At 69.3% G+C, this 24,143-nt stretch carries 24 protein-coding genes and 1 tRNA gene; 10 read left to right on the top strand and 15 right to left on the bottom strand.

Annotated features, from left to right (window positions below; all coding sequences use genetic code 11):
- The first annotated feature begins 47 nt into the window (after positions 1-47).
- On the top strand, positions 48-833 hold the full coding sequence (locus tag BW733_RS11345; protein WP_077350577.1) for an FAD:protein FMN transferase: 786 nt from the start codon (positions 48-50) through the stop codon (positions 831-833).
- 64 nt (positions 834-897) lie between these two features.
- Here the strand turns inward: BW733_RS11345 and BW733_RS11340 are convergent, their stop codons facing one another.
- From BW733_RS11340 to BW733_RS11330, 3 genes are all read right to left on the bottom strand, one after another.
- Positions 898-3,489: a multicopper oxidase domain-containing protein gene (locus tag BW733_RS11340; protein ID WP_077350575.1), complete on the bottom strand. Its 2,592-nt coding sequence runs from the start codon at positions 3,487-3,489 to the stop codon at positions 898-900.
- On the bottom strand, positions 3,486-4,571 hold the full coding sequence (locus BW733_RS11335) for a DUF8744 domain-containing protein (protein WP_169836076.1): 1,086 nt from the start codon (positions 4,569-4,571) through the stop codon (positions 3,486-3,488). Before BW733_RS11335 ends, BW733_RS11340 begins: the two co-directional genes overlap by 4 nt.
- A 64-nt stretch (positions 4,572-4,635) precedes the next feature.
- Positions 4,636-4,917, bottom strand: coding sequence for a DUF2249 domain-containing protein (locus tag BW733_RS11330; protein ID WP_237268170.1), 282 nt, complete (start codon positions 4,915-4,917; stop codon positions 4,636-4,638).
- Between the two features lie 159 nt (positions 4,918-5,076).
- On the opposite strand from BW733_RS11330, the gene BW733_RS20125 reads away from it, so the two are divergent.
- A complete protein-coding gene (locus tag BW733_RS20125) occupies positions 5,077-5,448 on the top strand; it encodes a contact-dependent growth inhibition system immunity protein (protein WP_418361319.1) in 372 nt (123 codons plus the stop codon).
- Here BW733_RS20125 and BW733_RS11320 read toward each other — a convergent pair.
- On the bottom strand, positions 5,445-6,701 hold the full coding sequence (locus BW733_RS11320; RefSeq protein ID WP_152024495.1) for an integrase catalytic domain-containing protein: 1,257 nt from the start codon (positions 6,699-6,701) through the stop codon (positions 5,445-5,447). The two genes, BW733_RS20125 and BW733_RS11320, sit on opposite strands and share 4 nt — an antisense overlap.
- 156 nt (positions 6,702-6,857) lie before the next feature.
- On the opposite strand from BW733_RS11320, the gene BW733_RS11315 reads away from it, so the two are divergent.
- Together BW733_RS11315 and BW733_RS11310 are read left to right on the top strand one after the other, a co-directional pair.
- A tRNA-Arg gene (locus tag BW733_RS11315) sits at positions 6,858-6,933 on the top strand.
- 70 nt (positions 6,934-7,003) lie between these two features.
- Positions 7,004-7,837, top strand: a complete 834-nt coding sequence (locus BW733_RS11310; RefSeq protein WP_077350569.1) for an aldo/keto reductase — start codon at positions 7,004-7,006, stop codon at positions 7,835-7,837.
- A 54-nt stretch (positions 7,838-7,891) separates the two neighbouring features.
- Here BW733_RS11310 and BW733_RS11305 read toward each other — a convergent pair whose 3' ends face one another.
- Positions 7,892-8,479 carry a GNAT family N-acetyltransferase gene (locus BW733_RS11305; protein ID WP_077350567.1) on the bottom strand — a complete coding sequence of 196 codons (588 nt, stop codon included), beginning with the start codon at positions 8,477-8,479 and terminating at the stop codon, positions 7,892-7,894.
- Positions 8,480-8,593: 114 nt separating this feature from the next.
- Between BW733_RS11305 and BW733_RS19030 the strand changes: the two genes are divergently transcribed.
- The 5 genes from BW733_RS19030 (at position 8,594) to BW733_RS11290 (ending at position 12,539) form a co-directional block, all read left to right on the top strand.
- Entirely contained in the window at positions 8,594-9,664 is a 1,071-nt protein-coding gene (locus BW733_RS19030; RefSeq protein WP_202970186.1) for a cation:proton antiporter, read from the top strand.
- Positions 9,631-10,434: a UBP-type zinc finger domain-containing protein gene (locus tag BW733_RS19450; RefSeq protein WP_237268169.1), complete on the top strand. Its 804-nt coding sequence runs from the start codon at positions 9,631-9,633 to the stop codon at positions 10,432-10,434. Before BW733_RS19030 ends, BW733_RS19450 begins: the two co-directional genes overlap by 34 nt.
- 117 nt (positions 10,435-10,551) lie before the next feature.
- Complete coding sequence (locus tag BW733_RS19445) at positions 10,552-11,271, top strand: response regulator (RefSeq protein ID WP_237268168.1); 720 nt, start codon at positions 10,552-10,554, stop codon at positions 11,269-11,271.
- A complete protein-coding gene (locus tag BW733_RS19020) occupies positions 11,190-12,119 on the top strand; it encodes an NAD(P)/FAD-dependent oxidoreductase (RefSeq protein WP_237268167.1) in 930 nt (309 codons plus the stop codon). The genes BW733_RS19445 and BW733_RS19020 overlap by 82 nt, the downstream gene beginning before the upstream one ends.
- 81 nt (positions 12,120-12,200) lie before the next feature.
- Positions 12,201-12,539 (top strand): cupin domain-containing protein, encoded by a 339-nt coding sequence (locus tag BW733_RS11290; RefSeq protein WP_077350565.1) that lies wholly within the window; start codon positions 12,201-12,203, stop codon positions 12,537-12,539.
- A gap of 3 nt (positions 12,540-12,542) precedes the next feature.
- Here the strand turns inward: BW733_RS11290 and BW733_RS11285 are convergent, their stop codons facing one another.
- The 9 genes from BW733_RS11285 to BW733_RS11245 all read right to left on the bottom strand — a co-directional run bounded on the left by BW733_RS11285 (position 12,543) and on the right by BW733_RS11245 (position 22,401).
- Positions 12,543-13,295, bottom strand: a complete 753-nt coding sequence (locus tag BW733_RS11285; RefSeq protein ID WP_077350563.1) for a hypothetical protein — start codon at positions 13,293-13,295, stop codon at positions 12,543-12,545.
- 18 nt (positions 13,296-13,313) lie between these two features.
- Entirely contained in the window at positions 13,314-13,502 is a 189-nt protein-coding gene (locus tag BW733_RS11280; protein ID WP_077350561.1) for a hypothetical protein, read from the bottom strand.
- 129 nt (positions 13,503-13,631) lie between these two features.
- Positions 13,632-14,645: a dihydroorotate dehydrogenase-like protein gene (locus BW733_RS11275; RefSeq protein WP_077352922.1), complete on the bottom strand. Its 1,014-nt coding sequence runs from the start codon at positions 14,643-14,645 to the stop codon at positions 13,632-13,634.
- Positions 14,645-18,205: a pyruvate:ferredoxin (flavodoxin) oxidoreductase gene (gene nifJ, locus BW733_RS11270; protein ID WP_152024679.1), complete on the bottom strand. Its 3,561-nt coding sequence runs from the start codon at positions 18,203-18,205 to the stop codon at positions 14,645-14,647. The genes BW733_RS11275 and nifJ overlap by 1 nt, the downstream gene beginning before the upstream one ends.
- Positions 18,202-19,839, bottom strand: coding sequence for an NAD(P)-binding protein (locus BW733_RS11265; protein ID WP_077350559.1), 1,638 nt, complete (start codon positions 19,837-19,839; stop codon positions 18,202-18,204). The genes nifJ and BW733_RS11265 overlap by 4 nt, the downstream gene beginning before the upstream one ends.
- Positions 19,840-20,040: 201 nt before the next feature.
- Positions 20,041-20,400: a thioredoxin gene (trxA, locus tag BW733_RS11260; RefSeq protein WP_077350557.1), complete on the bottom strand. Its 360-nt coding sequence runs from the start codon at positions 20,398-20,400 to the stop codon at positions 20,041-20,043.
- Between the two features lie 63 nt (positions 20,401-20,463).
- Positions 20,464-20,970 (bottom strand): GNAT family N-acetyltransferase, encoded by a 507-nt coding sequence (locus tag BW733_RS11255; protein ID WP_077350555.1) that lies wholly within the window; start codon positions 20,968-20,970, stop codon positions 20,464-20,466.
- The gene (locus BW733_RS11250) at positions 20,967-21,710 is read right to left on the bottom strand and encodes a class I SAM-dependent methyltransferase (protein ID WP_077350553.1); all 744 of its coding nucleotides are present in this window, start codon (positions 21,708-21,710) and stop codon (positions 20,967-20,969) included. The genes BW733_RS11255 and BW733_RS11250 overlap by 4 nt, the downstream gene beginning before the upstream one ends.
- A gap of 1 nt (position 21,711) precedes the next feature.
- Positions 21,712-22,401, bottom strand: a complete 690-nt coding sequence (locus BW733_RS11245; RefSeq protein ID WP_077350551.1) for an iron-dependent transcriptional repressor DtxR — start codon at positions 22,399-22,401, stop codon at positions 21,712-21,714.
- 260 nt (positions 22,402-22,661) lie between these two features.
- Between BW733_RS11245 and BW733_RS19015 the strand changes: the two genes are divergently transcribed.
- Entirely contained in the window at positions 22,662-22,901 is a 240-nt protein-coding gene (locus BW733_RS19015) for a hypothetical protein (protein ID WP_202970184.1), read from the top strand.
- Between the two features lie 22 nt (positions 22,902-22,923).
- Here the strand turns inward: BW733_RS19015 and BW733_RS11235 are convergent, their stop codons facing one another.
- On the bottom strand, positions 22,924-24,063 hold the full coding sequence (locus BW733_RS11235; protein WP_077350549.1) for an N-acetylglucosamine-6-phosphate deacetylase: 1,140 nt from the start codon (positions 24,061-24,063) through the stop codon (positions 22,924-22,926).
- Positions 24,064-24,143 lie beyond the last annotated feature (80 nt).

Here is a 24,143-nt window from a genome sequence, read left to right as displayed (position 1 = left end):
TCTGAACACATCGACTTCAACGGCGCACCAGGAGCAGGAGACCAGAAATGACGAGCTACCCGCACGAGGCGACGTTCACCGCACTCGGGATGCAGTGCCAGATCATCACGACCCGGCCGCAGGACCTGCTTGCAGCGGTCGACGAGGCGCTCGAGGAACTGAGTCGACTCGCGGCCGTCATCTCCTTCGACGACCGACGCTCAGAGGTGTCGCGCCTCTCCCGGCTCGCCTCCTTCGCCGAGGTCACCGCTCCGGCGAGCGCCCTCCTGCTCGACTACCTCGGTGCCGCGCTGTGGGCGGCCGACCTGACCGAGGGCCTCGTCAGCCCGAGCGACGGCGTCTGGAGGGGCATCGAGCTCGGTGACGGGACCGTGAAGCTGCCTCGAGGCACGATCCTCGACCTGTCCGAGACGGCCCCCTCGCACGCCGCTGATCTGCTGGCGCGCCGGCTCCACGCGGACTCGGGCGGCGGCTTCCTGGTCCGCATCGGCGACGCCGTCGCCGTGGCCGGTGACAGCCCCGAGGGCGGCTGGGAGATCCCGGTCACCGCCCCTGGAGGACGGACGCTGCAGGTCGTCTCGACGAGGTTCGCCGCGGTCTCCAAGGCTGAGGACGACCTGCGCGCCGACCAGCCCCATCCGATCTGGACCCAGGTGACCGTCGCGGCACCGACCGCGCTGGAGGCGCGCGCGTGGGCCGCCGCGTCCCAGACGAAGGGCGAACTGGCACCCGCCTGGCTCACCAACCACGGCGTGACGGCCCGGCTCGAGCGTCGCACCGGGACCACCCGCTACACCGCAGGCTGGCCGCAGGCAGACCTCTCCGCGGCGTGAACGTCAGCCGGTGACCTCCACCGTGTCCGGCACGACGATGTACTGACCGTGGAGGTCGTCGACGTCAGGAGACGTGCACGAAACCGTGGGCGCCGCGCTCCGCGTCGCTCATGATGTGGCTCACCGTCGCGTAGTGGCCCGGCTCGGTGAAGGTGAGTTCCACGAAACCGCCCTCCGCCGGCTGCAGCGCGAGCGCCTGGGCGCCTCCGCCCTTCATGCCGAACGGGTCGACCCTGTCCTTCAGCAGGTAGCCGCCCTCCCGGTAGAGGGTGTCGAACTGGCCACCGACGATGTGGAAGCTCGAGGGCCGGTTCGGCCCGGCGGCGAGGACGAAGAAGCGGATCTTCTCGCCGACCAACGCTTCGAACATCTCCTGGTCGTACTGGTTGGCGATGCCGTTGAACACCACGAAGTCGGGATCTCCGGTGGCGATCCGTTCGGCCTCGACGTCGGTGGCCTGCTCGGCCGAACCGGCGTCGCTGGTGTAGACCTCGGACTGGACGAGCACGTACTCGCGGTCCACCTCGGGCAGCCCCTCCTCGGGTTCGATGATCACCGCTCCGTGCATGCCCGCCGCGATGTGGGCGCTCATCGGCATGGTCGAGCAGTGATACATCCACACCCCCGCCCGTTCCGCGGTGAAGCGGTAGACGAGGCTCTCCCCAGGCGCGATGGTGCGCATGGGCTCGTCGGGCGCGACGGCGCCGGCGTGGAAGTCGATGGAGTGGCCCATGGTTCCGTCGTTGATCAGCGTGATCTCGAAGACGTCGCCGACCCTTCCACGCAGCGTCGGGCCGACGGAGCCGCCGTTGAAGGTCCAGCGTCGCTGCCACACGCCGGGCGCGACCTCGAGCGGAACCTCGCTCGCCCGGAACTCGTGGCGGTGGACCCGCGCCTCGGTCGCGGCAGGGGCGACCGGGTCGACGACGGTGCCGAGCGTCGCGTCGGGGTCGGCCGTCGCCCCGTGGCCGGAATGGTCCGCTGTGGGTTCGTCGCTCGCCTCCGTCGCCGGCCCGCCCCGGACGATCACGTCGAAGGTCATGCCCATCTGTCGGTGGCCGACGACGGTGCACCAGCCCTGGAGCCCCGTCCCGACGACGCCGAGGTCGAGTTGTGCCGTCTCCCCCACGCCGAGCCGTGGGGTCCGTGCCCCGCCGATCATGAGGTCGTGCAGGTTGGTCGGGTCCTCGTTGGTCAGCTCGATGATCACGTGGTCACCGGGATCCACTTCGACGCTCGCCGGTTCGAAGACCATGTCGTGGGCCTTCACCTCCACGCGCACCGTTCGCCCGGTGGCCGCGACCCCTGAGGCCGTGTCGGTGCTGGCGAGGCCCGCTGCGCCCGGATCCATGCCGAGGCCCAGGCTGAGCGCGACCGCGAGCGCGGCGATCCCTGCCATGAGCCCGTTGCCGGTCAGGGCGTTTTCTCGCTCGACCGGGGTACTGGCAGGCTCCCCCTGCATGGCGAGGCGCTTCTCCTTCACCGAGGCGCGGATCCCTCCGATCAGGATGGGCACGAAGGCGGCCAACGCCGCGAGGACAACCAGTGAGACGGTGACCTTCGCCCAGCTGGGCAGGGGGAACAGCCAGACGACGAGACCGCCGTTGATGATCACGAGGCGCAGCGCGGCCCCCTTGTTGAACCAGGCCCCTCCTGCGCGCACGACCCGGGGGCCGCCCCCGAGCACCGAGGGGATCAGGTAGGACAGCGCGCCGGTGACGAGCTGCAGCAGGAAGCCGACCACCCAGATGCTGGCGAGCATCGGATAGTCGGTGGCCAGCTCGATGTCGTCTGCGAACGCTACGTGCACGGAGGTGAGGATCAGCGCGACGCAGGACCATAGCGCTGCGGCGAGGATGGAGGCGGGGGCGAACTCGCGTGGGGGGCGTCTGCGGGCGGGGGCCACGAGGCAGCGCCCGAACCACACCAGGCCCACCGCGTAGCCGAGGATGCCGACGGCCGAAACGGCGCGGACGCCGAGGGCGGCCCCGACGATGACCACGACCAGGGCGACGATCAGGATCGGAAGGGCCTCCTTCGCGAGCCGCTCGGCGCGGTCGTCCATGCGCGTGCGCAGCACGGTCGGCCAGAACGTGACGAGCGTCCCGACAACGGTCAGTCCCACCCAGCCGAGCAGCATGGTCATGGAGTGGGCCACCAGGAGGTTCGCGTGCCAGCGGTCGTCCAGGCCGAAGGCGAGCGCCGCCCCGAGCCCTGCGCCGACGGGAACCCAACAGGCGGCCGCGATGTAGTAGCGGATGCAGATCCGGAAGCGGCCGGGCAGCGCGCGGCGCAGGTCGCGCACCAGCACGACGGCGTGCCAGCCGACCGCGGCCGAGACGATCGTGGCGCCGACCACCACGAGCCACCACAGGGCTGTCGGCACGCCGATGAACACGAGCAGGGAACCGGCAGCGAGTCCGCCGAGGCGAAGGTTGGTGAGCCGTCGTCCCCGCTCGTCCTCGCGGGTCTTGAGCAGCGCCGAGGTGAAGTGGGCGCTCCACACCATGATGGCGTGCGTGACGGCGCCGAGCGCGATGAGGTGGATCATCAACCAGGTGGCTTCGGGGATCCACCGGTGTGCGATGGACACGATGATCGCGGCGACGAACCAGCCGACGACGGCGTAATCGCGCAGCGAGCGCTTCCTCCTCATCCCTTCACCACCGAGATGATGACGGTGACGGCGAACAACAGCACGGCAGCCACGGTGAGCGAGCCTCCCAGTTGATGGAGCGGGGTGATCTGCGACAGGCCGCCGACGACGCGGACGAGCATGCCGAGGTTGAGCAGGCCGAGCGGGATCCACATGACGGGCCGGTACGGCAGGGGTCGGCCGATGACGGCAGGGAAGATGATCGGGGCGTGGGCCATGATCATCGACATGCCGAAGCCGAGGAAGACGCCGTGGACCACCGCGTCATAGGTGCCCGTCGAGGTGGGCTGACCGACGATGAGCCACACGGCTCCCGCGACGGCGAGCCAGGCGTTGCCCCCGAGCAGGGCGGCCGCGTTGAAGCGGCGCAGCCCCGAGGTGCGGACCATCCGCCTTCCGACATCGTCACGCAGGAGCCAGGCCGCGGTGAGCAGGCAGCCCACCCCCAGCAGTCGCGATCCCACAGCTGGGACCACGAGCGCGAGGGCAGAGGAGGCCCCGATCAGCGAGCCGAGACTCAGCAGCGTCGGGACCGCCCGCCTTCCCATCGTCAACTGCGCCAGTTCTGCCCGTTCGGAGGCGATGGTGATGATCAGGAAGGCCGCCAGCAGCGGGATCACGGCGGGGATCTCGGCGACAAGCCAGAGCGCGGCCGCGAGGGCGGCGAAGGTCGCAGCGAGCGCCTGGGCGGCGACCAGCCCGAGCGGGGCCCGACGCCACAGCGCGAGCGCGAGGACGACGAAGGCGACGGTTCCGTCGAGCAGCAGCAGCTTGCCGAGCGCGACGGGTGCGCCGGACAGCAGGGCGAGCGAGCCGACGCCGAGCAGCCCCGGGGCGAGGTAGGCGAGCGGGTTGCGCAGCGCCTGGGCGCGCTCCAGCGAGATGAGGGTGCCCATGAAGCCGAGCACCATGACCGGCCCGTGCAGGTCGGCGATCCGGTCGGACGCGACCGGGGCCCACACGCCGAGGCGAAGCAGCCCGGCGTTGAGCCCGGTGAGCAGGGACACTCCCGCCAGTGCGATCAACGCGACGCGCAGCGGGCGGGTCCGCTCCCCTGTCGCGGCGATGGTGACGGTGCTCATCTCGGCCTTCGTGCTGGTGGGTGCCCGCCGCGCCGACGTGTACGGCGCGGCAGGGCGGGTGGAATCAGGCGCGGGTCAGCTTGAGCTTCCAGGCCTCGGGACCGCGCTGGACGTAGTCGACGGCGATGTCGTCGCCGTGTCGTTCGGCGATCTGGGCAAGCAGCGGCACCGGGTCGTGCGGGGCGACGAGGACGAAGGCCGCTCCAGGCTGGAGCGAGTCGACGACGCCGTGGATCGCCGCGTGGCGAACGGCGTGCGGGATGGCCGTCGCGTCGAGTTCCGGCAGCTGGTCGTGGGCGGCGCCGCAACCGCAGGCGGACTTGGGGGTGAGGTTAAGTTCAGTCACAGCACGCATATTACTTATAAATAACTTGGTTTAATACCCGGGGTCATGGAACCGCCCGCCACGTAGCCTCTGCGCATGGACAGACGGTTGAGCATCGACACCTGAGAGGGCGGACGGTGGGGCGAACCAGGCGCGGACACCACCCGGCTCATCCGCGCGGTGCACACCGCCCGCGAGGTCCCCGTCCGGGACCTGACCCTCGTACAGGTGCGCCTGCAGCTTGTGCAACGGGTCGGGCTGCCGCGGGTGATCGACGAGGCCCTCATCCGGCTCGACGACGATCCACTTGCAGAGGGCGACCTGAACCCGGGAGACGTGCTCGCGGCCCTCACGGGACTCGACGGGCACGCAGGGTCGAGCTGGGCCCGACCGTCGAGCCGCCGTCGACGCGCTGGCCGCCCGCGTAGATCCCGAGGACGAAAGGCTCCGATGACCCGGCGCCCGGGCGCCACGCGTGGTACCTCACTGTCAAGTCCCCGCGAAATGGTAGGCCTTACCTCAGATATTTTTCCCCGCGAAAACAAGGGTTAGCTGGCCCGGGTTTTGAGGCCGGCGGGGTCGGGTGCCTTCCATGCGATGTGTTGTTCGAGACGGGCTGTCTTTCGGCCTGCGAGTCGGGTGAGCTCCTGTTGGATCTCGGTGATGCGTCGTTGCATTGCGACGGGTTTGAGGGTGGCCTTGTAGGCGGCTAGTTCTGTTTCCTGGGCGGGGTTGAGGACCCCGGCGGCCAGGAGCCTCTGGTAGGGGGAGCGTGGCTTGTCGTAGAGGCGTTTGCGGCGCCCTACGGTGTCGGTGGCCCAGCCTTCGGGTTTCTTCGTGGGGGTGAAGAAGTTGAGCCGGTCGTTGACCAGCGGCCATAGCTGGTTGAGTAACGCGAGTTCGGTGGCGGTGTCGTAGCGGTGGTAGAAGCCGTAGCGGCGCACGAGGTGGTTGTTCTTCGATTCGATGGTGGCTTGATCGTTTTTCTTGTAAGGCCGCGACCGGGTGAAGAACACCTCTCGTTGGCCGGCCCAGCCGATCAGGTCGTGGTTGATGAACTCCGAGCCGTTGTCACAATCGATCCCGGTGACCGCGAACGGGACCTGGGCGATGAAGTGGTCGAACGCGGTCCGGATGTGGAGGTGGGCGTTGTTGCGGATGGAGTAGGTGAAGCTCCAGCCGGTGTGCATGTCGGTGAAGTTCACGCTGCGGGCGAACTCGCCCTTCAGCGTGGGGCCGCAGTGGGCCACGGTGTCGACTTCGAAGAACCCGGGTTCGGCTTCGACCTCGTCACCGGCTTTACGCACGGTGATCGAGTTTCGTAGCAGGCTGCCGGGCTTGGTGGCGGTCTTTCCTCGGATCGGGTCCTTCGCCCGCGCCGGTGCGAGGTACCGGTCGATCGTGGCCGCCGACATCGATTCCAGCTCGGCCCTGACCTCGGCGCTGTAACGGTCCTGGCTAGGCACCAGTTCGCCTTCGGCTTCCATCGCATCGATCAGATCGCTCATGGATGCGGCGAGGTACTGCCCGCAGCTGCCTCCCGAGGCCGCCCATACCCGCTGCAGGATCAGCCTGGCGTCGTAGGAGTACTTACACGCCTTGGTCTTGCGCCGATCGATCACCGCGACCGTCGCGGTGGCCCGTCCCGGGGCCTGTTTCAACCGGGCCACCAACTGCTGGCGGGCATGGTCACGGTTCCAGCCGGTGATCTCGACCACGTGGTCGAGGATCTGGGACTTGCCCTTCTTCGGGGCCGCGGCATAGGCCTTGGCGTACTTCTTCGTGATCTCGACTCGGGCTGCCATCGACAGCTTCTCTCCAACCTCCACACCCCATCGTGGCCGGTCACTGTTTCCCGGGGAAAAGTATGTGAGGTACGGCCCCTTCGTTCGCGGGGACTATGTATGAGTGTCGTCGCCACGATGCGAGGACGCCCCCACGACGGCTATCCTTGCCTGGTTGGCCCCGTAGCTCAGGGGATAGAGCACCGCTCTCCTAAAGCGGGTGTCGTTGGTTCGAATCCAACCGGGGTCGCCAGTCAGTCCCGGCCAGCGAGATGGTCGGGCGCTACGCACGCCACTTGATCGGCTGTGCTTGCATGGGATCCATGACCGTTCCACAGATTCAGCTCAACGACTCCACGTCGATCCCCCAGCTCGGCTACGGGGTCTTCAAGGTTCCCGCAGACGAGACCGAGAAGGCGGTCTCCGAGGCCCTCGAGATCGGCTACCGGCACATCGACACCGCCGCCATCTACGGCAACGAGGAGGGCGTCGGCGCCGCTATCAAGGCGAGCGGAATCCCGCGCGAGGAGCTCTACATCACCACGAAGCTCTGGAACGACCGCCACGACGGCGACGAGCCGTTCCGCGCGATCGAGGAGTCCCTGACGAAGCTCGGCCTCGACCACGTCAACCTCTACCTGGTGCACTGGCCGACCCCGGAGCGCGACAACTACCTCAACGCCTGGGAGAAGGTCGTCGAGATCCGCGAGCGCGGCCTCACCACCAGCGCGGGCGTCTCCAACTTCCTCGTCCCGCACCTGGAGAAGATCACCGCGGGCGGCGCCGTCCCCGCCGTGAACCAGATCGAGCTCCACCCGCGCTACCAGCAGCGCGACGTGACCCAGTGGTGCGCGGACCACGACATCAAGATCGAGGCATGGGGGCCACTCGGTCAGGGCAAGTACGACATCAACGCGCTCGCCCCGATCATCGAGGCCGCACAGGTGCACGAGAAGTCGGCAGCCCAGGTCGTCCTGCGCTGGCACCTGCAGTCCGGCCGGATCGTCTTCCCGAAGTCGGTGCGCCGCGAGCGCCTGATCGAGAACTTCGAGGTCTTCGACTTCACCCTGACCGACGACGAGATGGACGCGATCAACTCGCTTGACACGGGTGACGGCTCCGGCCGCGTCGGCTCGCACCCGAACGACGTGAACTGACCCTCCTGACGCAGAGACCAGAAGGCCCCGCGTCAGAGGCGGGGCCTTTCCGCGTTACCTGTCGAGCAGGTGGTCGAGGTGGGCGCGGATCTCGGGCCATTCGCCCGCGGTGACGGAGTACATCACGGTGTCGCGGACGGTGCCATCGCGACGCAGCGCATGCCCGCGGATCACGCCGTCCTTCTTCGCGCCGAGCCGCTCGATGGCACGTTGGCCGGCGAGGTTGAGGTTGTCGGTGCGCCAGCCGACCACCCCGCATCCGAGGGTCTCGAAGGCGTGCGCGAGAAGCAGCCGCTTCGCCGCGGTGTTGACGTGCGTGCGCTGCACGGATCTGGCGTACCAGGTGTAGCCGATCTCGACCCTGCGCACCGCGGGCGCGATGTCATGGAAGCTCGTCGAACCGAGCACCCTGCCCGTTGCCTCCTCGATCACCGCGAACGGGAACCGGTCGCCGGCCGCCCGGGACGCGAGGGCCTGTTCGATGTAGCCGGCCATGCCTCCCGGCTCGGGGACGGAGCTCACGCGGATCCGCCAGAGTTCCCCGTCGGCCGCAGCCTCCTCCAACGCGTCGTGGTGGGCGCGCTCCAGCGGCTCGAGCCGGATGCCACGGCCGGTCAGGGTCACGGGTTCGACGAACACCATCGCGCCTCCTCAGGTTCCTTGCCAAGTCTGGCATCAGCAGGGGCACGACGCGGCCATGATCACGCTGACGGCGTAAGCGCCGCACCGGCTTGGCGCCAGTCGCACAATTGGCGGGTGGAAACAGTGTCCACCCTGGTCGCGATCGCCATCACGGTCATCGCGGGCACGGCGCTCAGCGAGCGTCTACGGATCGCCGCCCCGATGCTCCTGATCGCCGTCGGCATCGTCGGGTCCTATCTCCCCTTCGTGCCAGAGATCCACCTGGAGCCGGAGGTCGTGCTGCTCGGTCTCCTGCCTCCCCTGCTGTACTCCACCGCCATCCAGACGTCGCTGCTCGACGTCCGCGAGAACGTCTGGAAGGTGCTCCAACTCTCGGTCGTGCTCGTGGTCGTGACCACCTTCGCCGTGGCCGCGGTCGTGATGGCACTCCTCCCCTCGGTCGGCTGGCCGGTGGCCATCGCGATCGGCGCCGTCGTCGCCCCTCCGGACGCAGTGGCCGCGACGGCGGTGGCGCGCCGGATCGGCCTGCCCCGCCAGGTGGTCACCATCCTCGAGGCCGAGTCGCTGCTCAACGATGCGACGGCGCTGGTCGCCCTCCGCACCGCCATCGCGGCGATCGCCGCGACCGTTTCCGTGGGTGAGGTCGGGCTCGACTTCCTGCGCGCAGCGGGTGGCGGACTCGTCGTCGGGCTGCTCGCGTTCTTCGTCGTGGCCTGGGTCCGCAGACGCATCACCGATCCCCTCCTCGACACGGCGGTTTCCTTCGTGACCCCGTTCGCCGCGTACCTGACGGCTGAGCGGATCCACTCCTCGGGCGTCATCGCCGTCGTGGTGGCAGGCATCCTGCTCGGCCACAAGGCGCCCATCATCCAGACCGCGCGATCGCGCCTGACGGAGACGACGACGTGGCGCACCGTCGCCTTCCTGCTCGAGAACTCCGTGTTCCTGCTGATCGGGCTCCAGACCCGCCACATCCTCACCGAGGTGGCCGAGAGCCACCTCAGCCTCGGACCCGTGGTCGCGATCTGCCTCGCGGTGCTCGGCTGCGTGATCGTCGTGCGGCTCGTCTTCGTGATGGGAACCCAGGCCGTCCGCGACGCCTTCCACCCGGAGCAACAGCGGATCCCGCGCAGTTCGTTCGTCATCGGCTCATGCGTGGCGTTGTCACGCTCGCGGCGGCCCTGATCATCCCGTCCGAGGTGCCTCACCACGAGGTGGTGATGCTGATCGCGCTGACGGTCGTGGTCGGCACCCTCTTCGGCCAGGGCCTTTCGCTTCCCGCCCTGACCCGGGCTCTCAAGGTGCGGGCCCCGGATCCGGCAAGCGACGCCCTCGCCCGCGCCACCGTCCTGCAGCAGGCTGCCGACGCGGGCATGAAGCGCATGGCCGAACTCGACTACGACGACCATACCGGTGTGTGCGACCTGATCCGCTCCAGGCTCGACCAGCGGACCTTCGCCGCCTGGGAGCGACTGTCGACGGCCTCCGGCGAGGAGTCCCCTTCCGACCTGTATGCCCGGATCCGGCTCGAGATGATCGAGGCCGAGCGGGCGAGGGTGCTCGAGATCCGCAGCGAGGGTCGGGTCCCCTCCGACGTGGTCCGCGAGGTCCTCGGCATGCTCGACCTCGAGGAGTCGATGATCGACGTCAGCGCCGAGAGCCGCGAGTTCGTGCGGACCGCACCGCTGGGCGAGGACGGCGGAGACTGCCCCGACCTCGAGGAGTATCCGGCGGTGGAGACCGCCGAGGACCCGTTGTGCCAGCGCTGCGTGGACGAGGGCCTGCACACCGTCGCGCTGCGCCAGTGCCTGGTCTGCGGCAACGTCGCCTGCTGCGACTCCTCCCCCGGCCAGCACGCCACCGCCCACTTCCACGAGACGGGCCACCCGGTCACGGAGTCCGCGGAACCCGGCGAGAACTGGCGCTGGTGCTATGTCCATCTGAAGACCTCCTGAGGAGGCAACGTGATCGATCCCACGAAGACCCCTGCCATCGTCTGCATCTCGGCTGACAACGCGGAAACCCTCGCCTCGCAGTTCCGCCGCTAAGGTTTCGACTACGACGTACACGTCGTGCACAGCGCCCTCGAGGGAAAGCACACCACGAAGGCACTCCTCGAGGACGGCAGCACCGTCGCGCTCTGTGTGATGGACAGCGCCCTGCCCGACGCCACCTGGTACGAGGCGGTCTCCATGATGCGCACGGCGGTGCCGACCGCGCGGCGCGTGGTCGTCACCCCGTGGGAGCGCTTCGTCGCGGAGGGCACGGCCACGTTCTGGCACGCCCAGGCCGCAGGGAAGATCGACGCGCACCTCCTGCTTCCGCGTGGGGTGCGCGACGAGGAGTTCCATGTCGCCATCGGCGAACTGCTCAACGACTGGGGTGCGACGGCTGCGCCCCAGGTCGTGTCGATCCAGGTGATCTCACCGGCAAGGACGCCGCTGACCAGGCAGATCTCGGAGTTCCTGCTGCGCTCCGGCACCCCGCACGGGATCCACCATCCGGACTCGGAGCAGGGTCGCGCGGTGCTCGCCCGCTACACGGGCGAGCCGGACCGCTGGCCGCTCGTCGCCGCCGCCGACATCGTCGAGCACTGCACCTCGGTTCGCAGTTGGCCACCCGGCTCTACGGCCGACCTGACGAGATCGAGCTGGAAGGCGTCGTCGACCTCGCGATCGTCGGCGCCGGGCCCGCTGGGCTCGCTGCGGCCGTGTACGCGTCGAGCGAGGGGCTCAGCACCGTCGCCATCGAGTCCGACGCCATCGGCGGTCAGGCGGGCGCCAGTTCGATGATCCGCAACTACCTCGGCTTCCCGCGCGGCATCTCGGGCATGCGTCTGACCCAGCGCGCGCGGAGCCAGGCGATCCGCTTCGGCACCAGGTTCTTCACCGGCTGGCCGGCGACCGGGATCACGGCAGGTACCGACGGCGGGCCGCATCGCCTGCACACAGACGGCGGCGACGTCCTCGCCCGCTGCGTCGTGGTCGGCACCGGGGTCACCTACCGGAGGCTCGGCGTTGCCTCGCTCGAGGAGCTCGTCGGCAACGGCGTCCACTACGGCGCCGCCATGTCCGTCGCCCCGGAGCTGGTGGGCCAGGACGTGATCGTCGTCGGTGGAGGTAACTCCGCAGGCCAGGCCGCGGTGCATCTGGCCAGGTATGCCCGCTCGGTGATGATCGTGATCCGACGACCCGATCTGACCGCGACCATGTCGACGTACCTGATCAACGAGATCGAGTACAACCCTCGGATCACCGTGTGCGGCGACTGCGAAGTGGTCGACGGCGGGGCGGGCGAGGACGCGCACCTCGCGTGGGTCGAGCTGCGCCACCTGGACACGGGTGAGCCGGAGCGCCGGGAGGTGCGGGCGCTGTGCCTGCTGATCGGCGCAGAACCGCAGTCGGGCTGGCTCCCCTCCGAGGTGCTGCGCGAGGACCGGGGCTTCATCCTGACCGGGCGCGACCTGCCCGCGGAGGCGTGGCACGGGGACCGGCCACCCGCCGACCTGGAGACATCGGTGCCTGGCGTCTTCGCGAACGGTGACATCCGCTCCGGCTCAATGAAACGGGTGGCCTCGGCGACCGGGGAGGGCGCGACGGCCGTCTCACTCGTGCACGCTCACCTCGCGGGTCTTGACTGATCGGGGCGCACCTCAGACCTGTTTCTCTATGCAATTGGGTTAAATTGGGCTGGCATCCGTCATCGATCCGGGAGGCCCGAGATGCCCGCAACCGAGCGTGACCAGTCCGTCGTCCACACCGGCGTCCTCGCCGACCTGCCCGTCACCCGCGAGGCGACGACCTCGCGGGTGCTGGTGAACAACCCGCTGCTGCGGGTCGTCGACTTCGCCTTCGACGAGGGACAGTTGCTGACCGAGCACACCAGTCCCCGCGCCGTGACCGTCACGCTGCTCGACGGCAGCATGGACTTCGACCTCGACGGCAACACCCACAGCCTCACCGCAGGCGATGTGATCTACATGGCGCCGGGCGCGTCACACGCGCTGCGCGCCACCTCGGCCTGCCACATGCAGCTCGTCATGGTCGACGTGGACGCCTGAGGGCTACAGCCAGAGTTCGCGCATCTGATCACTCGCGGCGGTGTTGCCGTTGCGTCGGTCCAACGCCTCGGCGTGCGCCGTGGCCTCCGCGAGCAGCGCCTTGCCGTGCCGGCCCGAGGGGTCGCGCCGCAGGAGGACCCCCGCGATGGCGGCGAGGCTCTCCCAGGTGATCGGCATTCCATCGCGCACCGCCTCCTCGAGGGGTTCGAGCAGCGCATCGAACTGATCGGATGCGTCCATCGCGGAGACGAAGTAGGCGAGCGGGGTGTAGTAGGCGACCTCCTCGGGGTCGCGCTCCACCTCCTCGAAGACCCGCTCGGCAATCGCCGCAGCGTCCGCGCCGCGGCCCTCGCGCCGCAGCAGGGGCGCGCGGAAGATGTCCACGTTGCGGCCGATGTCATCGCCGGCGTGGGTCACCGACTCGGGCAGCGCTTCGAGCAGTGCCTTCGCCGTGGTTTCGTCCGACCTGCCGACCGCCAACACCGCACGCAGCTCGGGGAGGCCGACGCGGGCGCCTTCGGGCGGGAGCAGCTCGAGGGAGTCGGCGAGGAGCGACTCCAGGCTGGCCAGGTCCCCCACCCGGGCGGCGAGCAGGGCACGGGAGTTGACCACGGGCTGGAGGGTGAACCCGTTGTCCCTCACGAAGCGCTCGTGCGCGTCCAGCAGCCCGTGGATCCGCTCCAGCGGGTACGCAGGCGAGGAGAACACCGACTCGGCGAAGATGGCGAAGGAGTCGGCGAACAGGCCGAGCAGCACGGGATCGATGTCGTCGGCCTACCTCCCGAACAGGTCCTGGGTCTCGAAGACCAGGTCGAGGGCGGTGTCGCGGTCACCTTCGCTGAGGTGGTAACCGGCCATCGCGTACACGGCGTAGCCGATCGCCAGGTCAGGGGCCGCGAAGATCCCGCCGACCTGCGAGACGATGCCGTACGAGTCGAACAGGGTGGAGGGCGCCTCCTGCACCGTCCGGCGCGGGCAGGTCCGCGACGGTGGGAGGCAGGGGTGGCCGTGGAGACGCTGACGACACCCAGGTGACCGTGCGCTCCCGACATGCGGGAGACGCTAACAGTCCCTGGGATCGCAGGGCGACGCTCAGCGCAGCGACCCGTAGGTCGACTTGGCCTTCTCGAGTGCCGAGACGTAGCCCTCCCGCTCGTAGGCGTCGGCCGGAGCGTCCCGGGGAACCGCGAGCAGCCCGCGGGCCTTGTCCAGGGGGATCTCGTGCGAGTTCAGCCAGCGGTCGAGCCCCTCGACGAGAACCTGTGCGTAGGCGGGTCCGCGTCGCACGAGCGACGAGGTGGTCATCACGACGTCGGCACCGGCCAGGATGTAGCGCACGACGTCGTCTGCCGTGTCGACGCCGGTCGTGGCCGCCAGTGACGCCGAGAGCCGGTCGTGCAGCACCGCGATCCAGGTCCGCGGAAGCCTGCCCTCGATCGGGGTCGAGAGCGAGACCCCCGACTCGACCGAGACGCGCTCGATGTCGATGTCTGGCTGGAGGAACCGGTTGAACAGGACCAGCGCGTCGGCGCCGGCGGCGTCCAGCCGGAGCGCCATGTTGCCCACCGACGAGAAGTACGGGCTGAGCTTCACCGCGACGGGGATCTCGACCGCCGACGTGACGGCGCTGAGGATCTCCAGGTGCCGCTCCTCGACGTCGGCCCCCGACATCGTGATGTCACCGGGGACGAAGTAGATGTTCAGCTCCACGCCGGCGGCTCCGGCGTCCTGGAGCCTGCGCGCGGTCTGCGTCCAGTTGCCGACGCTCGCCCCGTTCAGCGAGGCGATCAGGGGGACGTCGATGGCTCGCGCCCCCTCCTCGACGAGCCGCAGATACGCCGAGCTGGCGTCGCGGTTCGACTGCGGCACCGTCGGGAAGTAGCTCATCGCCTCGGCATTGGCATCGTCGTACAGGTCCTCAAGGATCGCGGTCTGCTCGGCCTCCCTGCGCAGCTGCTCCTCGAAGAGGGAGTACATGACGACGGCCCCGACTCCCCCGTCCGCCAGTGCCCGGACGCCTTCGACCGACTGCGACAGCGGGCCGGCCGAGGCGACGACGGGGTTGCGCAGCTGCAGCCCCATGTAGGTGGTGCTCAGATCCATGATCAGTCCCTCCTGGGGTCGGCTGCGAACCGGTCGGCGCCGCGCAACGCGAGCTCTTCGTACTCTTCCCACCGCCGGTCGACCTGCGCCTGGGCGAGATCGATCAGGCGGGCCGCCTCATCCGGGTCGGCGGCCTTGAGCACCTTGTAGCGCAGCTCCGCCGAGCGGTACTTCTCCAACGACATGCGCGGCCGCGGCGAGTCGAGCAGGAAGGGGTTTCCTCCCGCGTCACGGATCACCGGGTTGTAGCGCATCAGCGGCCAGTGGCCGGAGTTGACGGCCTTGTACTGCTGGTCGAGGCCCTTGCGGATGTCGTAGCCGTGCGCGATGCAGTGGCTGTAGGCGATGATCAGGCTCGGGCCGTCGTAGGCCTCCGCCTCACGGAACGCCTTGAGTGTCTGCTGGGGGTCGGCGCCCATCGCCACGCGGGCCACGTAGACCGAGCCGTAGGCCATGGCCTGCATGGCCAGGTCCTTCTTGTTGCTCTGCTTGCCTCCGGAGGCGAACTTCGCCACCGCACCCAACGGCGTCGACTTGGAGGCCTGGCCGCCCGTGTTGGAGTACACCTCGGTGTCGAGCACGAGGACGTTGACGTCGCGGCCCGAGGCGAGCACGTGGTCGACGCCGGAGCTGCCGATGTCGTAGGCCCAACCGTCGCCTCCGACGATCCACACCGAGCGCCGCACGAGGGTGTCGGCGACGCTGCGCAGGTCCGCGATCAGGGGGCCGTCGAGCTCGCCGAGCCTGGCCTTGAGCCGGTCTATCCGCTCGAGCTGGGCCGCGAGCTCCGAACCCTGCAGCTGCTCGGAGCCGAGGATCGCGTCGACCAGTTCGTCGTCGTCGACCAGGTCGCGCACCTCGGCCAGGCGTGCCCGGGCGAGGTCGGCGTGCAGGTCTGCGGCCAGCCGCATGCCCAGGCCGAACTCGGCGTTGTCCTCGAACAGCGAGTTCGACCAGGCAGGTCCCCGGCCCATGGCGTTCTTTGCCCACGGCGTGGTCGGCAGGTTGCCGCCGTAGATCGAGGAGCAGCCGGTGGCGTTGGCGATGGTCGCCCGGTCGCCGAAGAGCTGGCTGAGCAACTTCAGGTAGGGCGTCTCCCCGCAGCCGGAGCAGGCGCCGGAGAACTCGAACAGCGGCTCGAGGAACTGGGTTCCCCGGACGGTGCCGAAGTCGACCCTCGAGCGGTCGTTCTCGGGGATCGACTCGAAGAACTCGACTGCGCGTCGATCGACCTCACGCTCGAGCTTCGGCTCGAGGTTGATGGCGCGCCGGGAGGGCTGGTCGATCGGCTTGACCGGGCAGGCCTCGACGCAGAGCCCACAGCCGGTGCAGTCCTCGACGTAGACCTGCAGGGTGTACCTGGTCGAGGGTAGGCCGGCAGCGTTCAGTGGGGCGCTGAGGAAGCCGTCGGGCGCGCCGTCGAGCTGGGCGTCCGGGTACGACTTGGCGCGCAGCACGGCGTGCGGGCAGACGAAGGCGCAGTTACCGCACTGGATGCAGTTGTCCGCGTCCCATTCCGCGACGATCTCCGAGATGTTGCGCTTCTCGAACCTCGTGGTTCCCGACGGGTAGGTGCCGTCGGCGGGCAGCGCGGACACGGGCAGGTCGTCGCCGCGACCCTCGAGCATCGTGGCGGTGACGGTGCGCACGAAGTCAGGTGCGTCGCTGGGCACGGGTGGGATGAAGCCGTGGCTCGACAGCTCGTCCGCCGGTTCAAGGCGGTGCAGTTCCGCGAGCGCCGAGTCGACGGCGAGGTGGTTCTTGCGGACCACCTCCTCGGACTTGCGGGCGTAGGTCTTGCTGATCGCCTGCTTGATCTTCGCGATGGCCGCCTCGCGCTCCATGACTCCGGAGATCGCGAAGAAGCAGGTCTGCAGGATCGTGTTGGCGCGCGACCCGAGGCCGGCCGCCCGGGCGACCTTCCCCGCGTCGATCACGTGGACTTTGATCCCGAGCTCGAGGATCTTCGCCTGCATCTGATTCGGCAGGTGGCGCCAGGTGTCGGCCCCGTGTGGCGAGTTGATCAGCAGTGTCGTGCCGGGGCGGGCGAACTCGAGCACGTCGACGCGCTCAAGGATCGACCAGTGGTGGCAGCCGACGAAGCCCGCCTTGCTGACGAGGTACGGCGCCCGGATCGGGTTCGGCCCGAAGCGCAGGTGCGAGACGGTGCGCGAGCCCGACTTCTTCGAGTCATAGACGAAGTAGCCCTGGGCGAACGTCTCGTCCTCGGAGCCGAGGATCTTGATCGTGTTCTTGTTCGCGCCGACGGTCCCGTCCGAGCCGAGGCCGTAGAACACGGCGCGCAGCGTCTCCGGGTCCTCGAGGTCGAGGGTGGGGTCGTAGTCGAGCGAGAGGTGGGTGACGTCGTCGTGGATGCCGACGGTGAACCTCGGCCGGGGAGCCTCGAGGGCAAGCTCGTCGAAGACCGCGGCCACCATCGCGGGCGTGAACTCCTTCGACGACAGTCCGTAGCGTCCGCCGATGGTGATCGGGAGCGCCTCGCGTCGGCCGGAGGCGACGGCCTCGGACAGCACGCTCGTCACGTCGAGGAACAGGGGCTCGCCCGAGGCGCCCGGCTCCTTGGTGCGGTCGAGCACGGCGATCCGGCGCACGCTCGCGGGAAGCGCCTCGAGGAAGGTCTCGGCGGGGAACGGACGGTAGAGCCGGATCTGCAACACCCCTACCCTGCCACCGTCGGCGTTGAGCCGGTCGATGACGGGCGTGATCGCCTCGACGCCGGAGCCCATCACGACCACGACCCGTTCCGCGTCGGGCGCCCCGTGGTACTCGACCAGCCGGTATCGCCTGCCGCTCAGCTCGGCGAAGCGTTCCATCGTCTCGGCGACGATCCCCGGCACCCGCGCGTAGAACGGGTTGGACGTCTCGCGGGACTGGAAGTAGGTGTCGGGGTTCTGGGCCGTTCCCCGGATGAACGGGTTCGCGGGGCTGAGGGCGCGGGCCCGGTGCTCCAGCACCAACTCGCGCGGGATGAACTCGCGCAGCTGGTCGTCGCTGAGCTTGGTCATGGTGTTGAGCTCGTGAGAGGTGCGGAAGCCGTCGAAGAAATGCACGAACGGCAGCCGGCTGAGCAGGGTCGCCCGGTGGGCGATGGCTGCCATGTCGTGCGCCTCCTGGACGGAGGCCGAGCTGAGCAGGCACACACCGGTCTGGCGCACCGCCATCACGTCCTGGTGGTCGCCGAAGATGGAGAGCCCCTGCGTGGCGAGCGAGCGCGCGGCGACGTGGAACACCGTCGAGGTGAGCTCGCCCGCGATCCGGTACATGTTCGGGATCATCAGGAGCAGTCCCTGGGACGCGGTGAAGGTCGTCGACAGGGCGCCGCCCTGCAGCGCGCCATGCATGGCCCCCGCCGCTCCTGCCTCGGACTGCATCTCGATGACGGTGGGGACCTGACCCCAGACGTTGGCCCTGCGATGGGCCGACCATTCGTCTGCCAGTTCTGCCATGGTCGAGCTCGGGGTGATCGGGTAGATCGAGCACAGCTCGCTCACCCGGTATGCGACATCGGCCGCGGCCTCGTTGCCGTCGATGATGGCCTTCATCGGCTGTTCTCCTGGATCATCTCGATGGCGTGCACGGGGCACTGCTCGTAGCATGTGGCGCATCCGGTGCACCGCTCATAGTCGAAGCGGTACCGGTTGCCCTTTCCGAGCTTGATCACCGCGTCCTCGGGACAGGCGCCGAAGCACCCGTCACACTCGAAGCAGTTGCCGCAGCTGAGGCAGCGGCGCGCCTCGAACTCGGCCTCCGCGGCGGTCAGGCCGGCGAGCACCTCACCGAAGCCCTCCATCCGCTCATCGATGGCCGCCTCGAGCTGCTGCCTGCGGGCGTGGTCGCCGAAGTACCACACGTTCATCTGGTCGATGCCGACGACGGGGTGCTTGGTTGGCTCGACCCAATCCTCGGTGTTGAGCCAGGCGTCGATCCGCTTCGCCGCCTTCTTGCCGTGCCCCACCCCGATGGTGACCGTGCGGTCGGAGGGGACGGCGTCGCCGCCCGCGAAGATGCCGGGCACCGCCGTCATCAGGGAGTGCGGATCGACGTCGACGACATCGTCGTGGAAGCTCATGCCGGGGATGGCGTGCAGGAAGTCGGTGTCTGCCCGCTGGCCGAGCGCGAGGATCACGGTGTCGGCGGCGAGCTTCTCGTAGCGACCTGTCCCGACCGCCTTGCCGTCCTCATCGAGTTCCATGATCTCGACGGTCAGGTCGGCCTCGTCCATCGAGGTGATGGTGCGCAGCCAGTTCATCTTGACGCCCTCGGTCTGGGCACCCTCGCGCTCGTCCTCGTGGGCTGGCATCTGGGCCTCGGTGCGCCGGTAGACGACCACGGACTCCTCGGCGCCGAGGCGCCGGGCCACGCGGGCGGCGTCCATTGCGGTGTTGCCGCCACCGTAGACCGCGACCTTCCTGCCGATCACCGGGCGCTCCCCGGAGGCGACGTCGCGCAGGAAGCTGACGGCGTCGACCACGCGGGATGCGTCGGCCGACGGGATGTCGACCCGCTTGGAGATGTGGGCTCCGACGGCGACGAAGACGGCGTCGAAGTTGCCCTCGGCCTGCATAGAGAGCAGGTCCTTGATGGGCGTGTTCTGCCGGAACACGACGCCCAGGTTGCGCAGCCGGTCGATCTCGGCGTCGAGGACGTCACGCGGCAGCCTGTACTCGGGGATGCCGTAACGCATCATGCCGCCGGGGAGGTCGCCCGCGTCGAAGATCTCGACGTGGTGGCCGAGCCGGGTCAGGTGATAGGCGGCTGAAAGCCCGGACGGGCCCGCGCCGACGACCATGACCCGCCTGCCCGAGACCCGGCGCGGCTTCGGGAACTGCCAGCCGTTGGTGATCGCGAGATCGCCGAGGTACCGCTCGACCGAGTGGATGGACACCGCCGAGTCGAGATCCCTGCGGTTGCACGCCGTCTCGCACGGGTGGTAGCAGACGCGGCCGTGGATCGCGGGAAAGGGGTTGTCGGTGACGAGTTGGCGCCAGGCCGCCTCGGCCTGGCCCGCCTTGATCAGGCGCAGCCACTCCTGGATGTTCTCGCCGGCCGGGCAGCCCGCGTTGCACGGCGGGAGCAGGTCGAGATAGATGGGTTTGCGCGATCGGACGGGGGCCACGCGGCCCGCTGTGTTGATGAGGTCCGGTTGGACCGTCATGTCCTTTCGTTCCGGCGCCATTGCCTGTCCCCTCCTGAGTGGATCTACTACAGGTCATAGTAGAACGGCGCATCGGTCCGCGGTCCAGTGGGACGGACAAGCCTGCACACCGACGCCCTCCCGACCAGCCTCACGCCCACCCTTGGCCGGGCAGGAGCACCTGCCGTGGGCATGAAGAAGGCCCACCCCGTTACGGGGTGGGCCGTGCGTCGGAGAGCCGGCTCAGGCCTGCCTATTCGCCTCCGCGATGGCGGCGTCGACGTCGAGCTCCTTGACCTGCTCGACGAGCGAGTCGAGCTGCTTGCCGCTCAGGATCCCGGCCTGGCGGAACACCAGCTGGCCCTTCTTGAAGGCCATGATGGTCGGGATGGACTGGATTTCGAGGGCGGCGGTCAGGTCGCGGGCGTCCTCGGTGTCGACCTTCGCGAAGACGACGTCCTCATAGCGTCCGGAGGCGTCCTCGTAGATCGGCGAGAAGCGCTTGCATGGCTGGCACCAGTCGGCCCAGAAGTCGACAAGGACGATGTCGTTGTCGTTGACGGTGCTCTCGAAGTTCTCGGTGGTCAGTGCGGTGGTCGCCATGTGCGGCCCCTTTCGTCGTCAGGTCTCGGTGCGTCATCGGGTACAACGCCCGGCGCGCTCGCGCTATTCCTTACGCCTCCACAGTAGGGGGCACTTCAAGGCCTGTGGCGAGCCGGTGCAGAACCAGTTCACCTTCGGGCTCGTCCGCGCTGACGCCGCGGATGGTGTGCGCCCTGGCCACCTGGTCGAAGCGAGCCGGGCGTGCAGCGCGAGCGAGGCGGCGTTGCGGACGTTGGTGAAGTAGTACACCGCCGCTGCGCGCTGCGAGACCCAGTCGAGCCGCGCGAGCGTCAGCGCGGTGCCGACGCCCCTGCGCCGCCACGCCGGGTCCACGACGATGCCGCCAAGGTAGTGTCCCGCGGGTGCGGGTGGGTCGTCGTCGACGTGGAGGTGCGTCTTGGCGACCCCGATCAGGGCACCGTCGCCCTCGATCGCGACGAGGCTGCAGCGGTCGGGGTGAGGCGCGAGCACGGCGGCAGGCCAGGGCGCCCGGTCCGCCCGTTCACACAGGCGGGCGACGCCCTCGGCGTCGCGGAGGTCGGCGGCGCGCAGGGTGAACCAGAGGCTCACTTGATGGCGATGATGCGCCGCATCGGCAGGGGGATCCTGACCGGTTCGTTGACGAGCCGCTGCCGCAGGAAGTCGATGGCGGTGCCCGCCCGTTCGACCTCGACGGGGGCGCGGAGGCCTGCGAGGAGCGCTTCAGCGTCCTTCTCGTCCGTCACCTCGAAGTAGTACTTCGCGCGGGCGTCCTCGGCCTTGGTGAGCCCGACCGCCGCGAGCGCCTCCTTCGCCTTGAACTCGGTGGTGCCGGGCAGATGGGGTGGGACGCGCAGGTAGCTGGCAAGCCGGGAGATCAGCCGCAGGTCGTCGAGGTTCGCGGGCCTCAGCGACGGAGTCAGCGCCGCGAAGATCCCGCCGGGGCGCAGCACGCGGGCCGCCTCGGAGAGGAACCGTGACCGGTCAGCGACGACGCCGATGCCGAGCGAGGTGACCACCGCGTCGAAGGAGTTGTCGGCGAACGGCAGGTAGGAGGCGTGGCCGAGCACGAGGGGTCCGCGACCACGGGCCGCGGCGGCGGCGAGCTCGGACTCGGAGCGGTCGAGGCCGATCACGGTGCGCCCCGGCTTCTCGAGCCGCTCGATCATCGCGCCTGCGCCGCAGGCCAGGTCGAGCACGAGCTCTGCCGAAGACGACACCGCCCGTGCGAGCCATTCGTAGGCGGTGCGGCCACCACCGTAGGAGCGTGAGAGGACCACCTCCATGGCGCCCGGGGTGCGGCCGCCGAACCACTTCAGCGTGCCGTCCACGTCAGGCGACCGCTTCCACGAAGAGCAGTTCCGCCGCGAAAGGCGTGAGGTCGAGCACCCTCTCGCCGATGGTGACCTGCACCCCCTCGGTGTTGCGGGCCGCCTCGAAGCGGACGCCGGGCCGCAGGCCTGCCGCGGCCAGCTCGCTGAGGATCTCGGCGTCGGCCTGGATGTTCTCGCTCATCCTGCGCAGCATAAAGGGGCGCACGTCGGCGGCCACGACATCGGCGAGCGGTTCGGCGCCCTGCCGGAACGGGTGGTGGTCGGTCTGCACGCCGAGTTCCTTGAGGCCCGGGATCGGGTTGCCGTAGGGCGAGAACGTCGGGCTGTCGAGGATCTCGACCAGCCGCTTCTCGACGTCGACCGAGATCACGTGCTCCCACCGGCAGGCCTCGTCGTGCACCTTGTCCCAGTCGAGCCCGATCACCTCGGTGAGCAGGCACTCCGCCAGGCGGTGCTTGCGCATCACGTCGCGCGCGAGCTTCGCCCCGGTCGGGGTGAGCTTGATGGTCCGGTCGGTCTCGACGACGAGCAGGCCGTCGCGCTCCATGCGGGCGACGGTCTGGGACACGGTGGGGCCGGACTGGTGCAGCCGCTCGGCGATGCGCGCCCGCAGGGGCTGGACCCCCTCCTCGAGCAGCTCGTAGACGGTGCGCAGGTACATCTCCGTCGTGTCGATCAGATCGCTCACAGCCGACCTCCCTCTCCCCCCACCATCCTAGGCGGGAACGCAACGCCAGCGCCCTACCGTTCGGCTGAGACAGCCACCGGCCTCCGGCGGGCAACTAGTCTGGGCGGATGCAGAGCAGACACGTGAGCATCGTCATCGCGCGGCCCGCCGTCGAGGTCTACGAGTACGCGGCCGACCCGGCGAACCTGCCCACCTGGGCCGCTGGGCTGGCCGAGGGCTAGGCAACGCCCGATGGTTCGGCCGTTGTCGTCGACTCGCCGATGGGCCGGGTCCGGGTCACGTTCGCCCCGCGCAACCCGTTCGGGGTGCTCGACCACGACGTCGGGCTGCCGTCAGGCGAGTCGGTCTACAACCCGCTGCAGGTCCTGAACCATCCCGAAGGAGCGGAGGTGCTGTTCACTGTGCGTCAGCGGGACCTGAGCGACGACGAGTTCGAGCGCGACATCGCAGCGGTCGCCGCCGATCTCGGCCGGCTGCGGGACCTGCTCGAGAGTCGCTGACCTCGTCCTTGCCTGAGCCTGCTCAGAGACCGGTCGGCTCCACGATCCACTCGCCGCGACGCATCACGCCCTGCAGCACGCCGTCGTCGTCGACGAGACACAGGTCGGCCCAGCACCCGGGGGCCAGCTCTCCGACCTCGTCGAGGCCGTGCCAGCGTGCGGGCGTGGTCGCGGCCATCAGCGCGGCGTCGGGGATGCTGACGCCGACCTGCTCGACAACGAACTGGAACGCCTTCGCCATGGTCAGGGTCGATCCCGCGATAGCGCCCTGTGAACCGTCTGCCGTGACGAGGCGCGCGGTGCCGTCGAGCACGTCGACCTCGAGCTCGCCGAGGATGTAGCGCCCGTCGCCCTTGCCGGTCGCGCTCATCGCATCGGTGACCAGCGCCACCCGCCCCGGACCGGCGGCGTCGATGGCCATGGCCGCGATCACCGGCTGGTGGTGCACGCCGTCGCAGATCAGCTCGACCATCACCCGCTCGTCGACGAGCAGCACCGGCACCGGACCGGCCTCGCGGTGGTGGATGGAGCGCATGGCGCTGAAGAGGTGGGTGGCGACGCTCGCTCCCCAGTCGATGGACTCGGTGGTGACCACCTCGTCGGCGTCAGAGTGGCCGAAGGCGACGGCGACCCCGGCCTCGACGAAGCGGGCGATGGCGGCCTGCGCGTGGTCGCGTTCGGGGGCCATGGTGATCATCTTCAGGGCGGGGCCCCCGGCGGCGATCAGCCTCTCGACCGACTCCGCGTCCGGGTCGCGCAGGAGGGCGGCGTCGTGGGCGCCCTTCTTCGCCGGGGAGAGGTACGGCCCTTCGAGGTGGATGCCGCCGAGTTCACCGTCGGAGACGAGGTCGCGCAGGACGGTGAGCTGGTCCTCCAACTTCTCCACCGGCTCGGTCACGGTGCTCGCGAACAGCGTCGTCGTGCCCTGCGTGCGGTGGTAGTCGATCGCCGCCTTGTTCTCCTCGCGGTCCGGGTTGCCGAAGGAGATCCCGACGGCGCCGTGGCAGTGGGTGTCGACGAAACCGGGCACCGCCCAGAGCGATCCGCCGCCCTCCCCCGGCTCGACCGACACGATCCGCCCGTCGGCGATCGTGATGACTGCACCGTCGACGACCCCTTCGGGAGTGACGGCGTGGGCGAACTGGAGCGACGTGTCGGGCATGGGCCAAACGTATCCCTCCCTGGGCGCGCCGCGAGCGCGAACCTTGGTGCGCGTTTCACCATGACGGGCGCGGACGTGGT

This window comes from Tessaracoccus flavescens (genome assembly GCF_001998865.1).
GTDB lineage: Bacteria > Actinomycetota > Actinomycetes > Propionibacteriales > Propionibacteriaceae > Arachnia > Arachnia flavescens.
This window is presented reverse-complemented; position numbering and strand designations above follow the sequence as displayed.

Excerpts from the sequence above, each read along its gene's own strand:
- BW733_RS11335 (WP_169836076.1), bottom strand. The coding sequence starts at position 4,571 with ATGAGCACCGTCACCATCGCCGCGACAGGGGAGCGGACCCGCCCGCTG.
- BW733_RS11265 (WP_077350559.1), bottom strand. The coding sequence starts at position 19,839 with ATGGCGCCGGAACGAAAGGACATGACGGTCCAACCGGACCTCATCAAC.
- BW733_RS11340 (WP_077350575.1), bottom strand. The coding sequence starts at position 3,489 with ATGAGGAGGAAGCGCTCGCTGCGCGATTACGCCGTCGTCGGCTGGTTC.
- BW733_RS11310 (WP_077350569.1), top strand. The coding sequence starts at position 7,004 with ATGACCGTTCCACAGATTCAGCTCAACGACTCCACGTCGATCCCCCAG.
- BW733_RS11235 (WP_077350549.1), bottom strand. The coding sequence starts at position 24,063 with ATGCCCGACACGTCGCTCCAGTTCGCCCACGCCGTCACTCCCGAAGGG.
- BW733_RS19015 (WP_202970184.1), top strand. The coding sequence starts at position 22,662 with ATGGGCCGGGTCCGGGTCACGTTCGCCCCGCGCAACCCGTTCGGGGTG.
- BW733_RS19450 (WP_237268169.1), top strand. The coding sequence starts at position 9,631 with ATGCGTGGCGTTGTCACGCTCGCGGCGGCCCTGATCATCCCGTCCGAG.
- BW733_RS11290 (WP_077350565.1), top strand. The coding sequence starts at position 12,201 with ATGCCCGCAACCGAGCGTGACCAGTCCGTCGTCCACACCGGCGTCCTC.
- BW733_RS11320 (WP_152024495.1), bottom strand. The coding sequence starts at position 6,701 with ATGGCAGCCCGAGTCGAGATCACGAAGAAGTACGCCAAGGCCTATGCC.
- BW733_RS11305 (WP_077350567.1), bottom strand. The coding sequence starts at position 8,479 with ATGGTGTTCGTCGAACCCGTGACCCTGACCGGCCGTGGCATCCGGCTC.
- nifJ (WP_152024679.1), bottom strand. The coding sequence starts at position 18,205 with ATGAAGGCCATCATCGACGGCAACGAGGCCGCGGCCGATGTCGCATAC.
- trxA (WP_077350557.1), bottom strand. The coding sequence starts at position 20,400 with ATGGCGACCACCGCACTGACCACCGAGAACTTCGAGAGCACCGTCAAC.
- BW733_RS11345 (WP_077350577.1), top strand. The coding sequence starts at position 48 with ATGACGAGCTACCCGCACGAGGCGACGTTCACCGCACTCGGGATGCAG.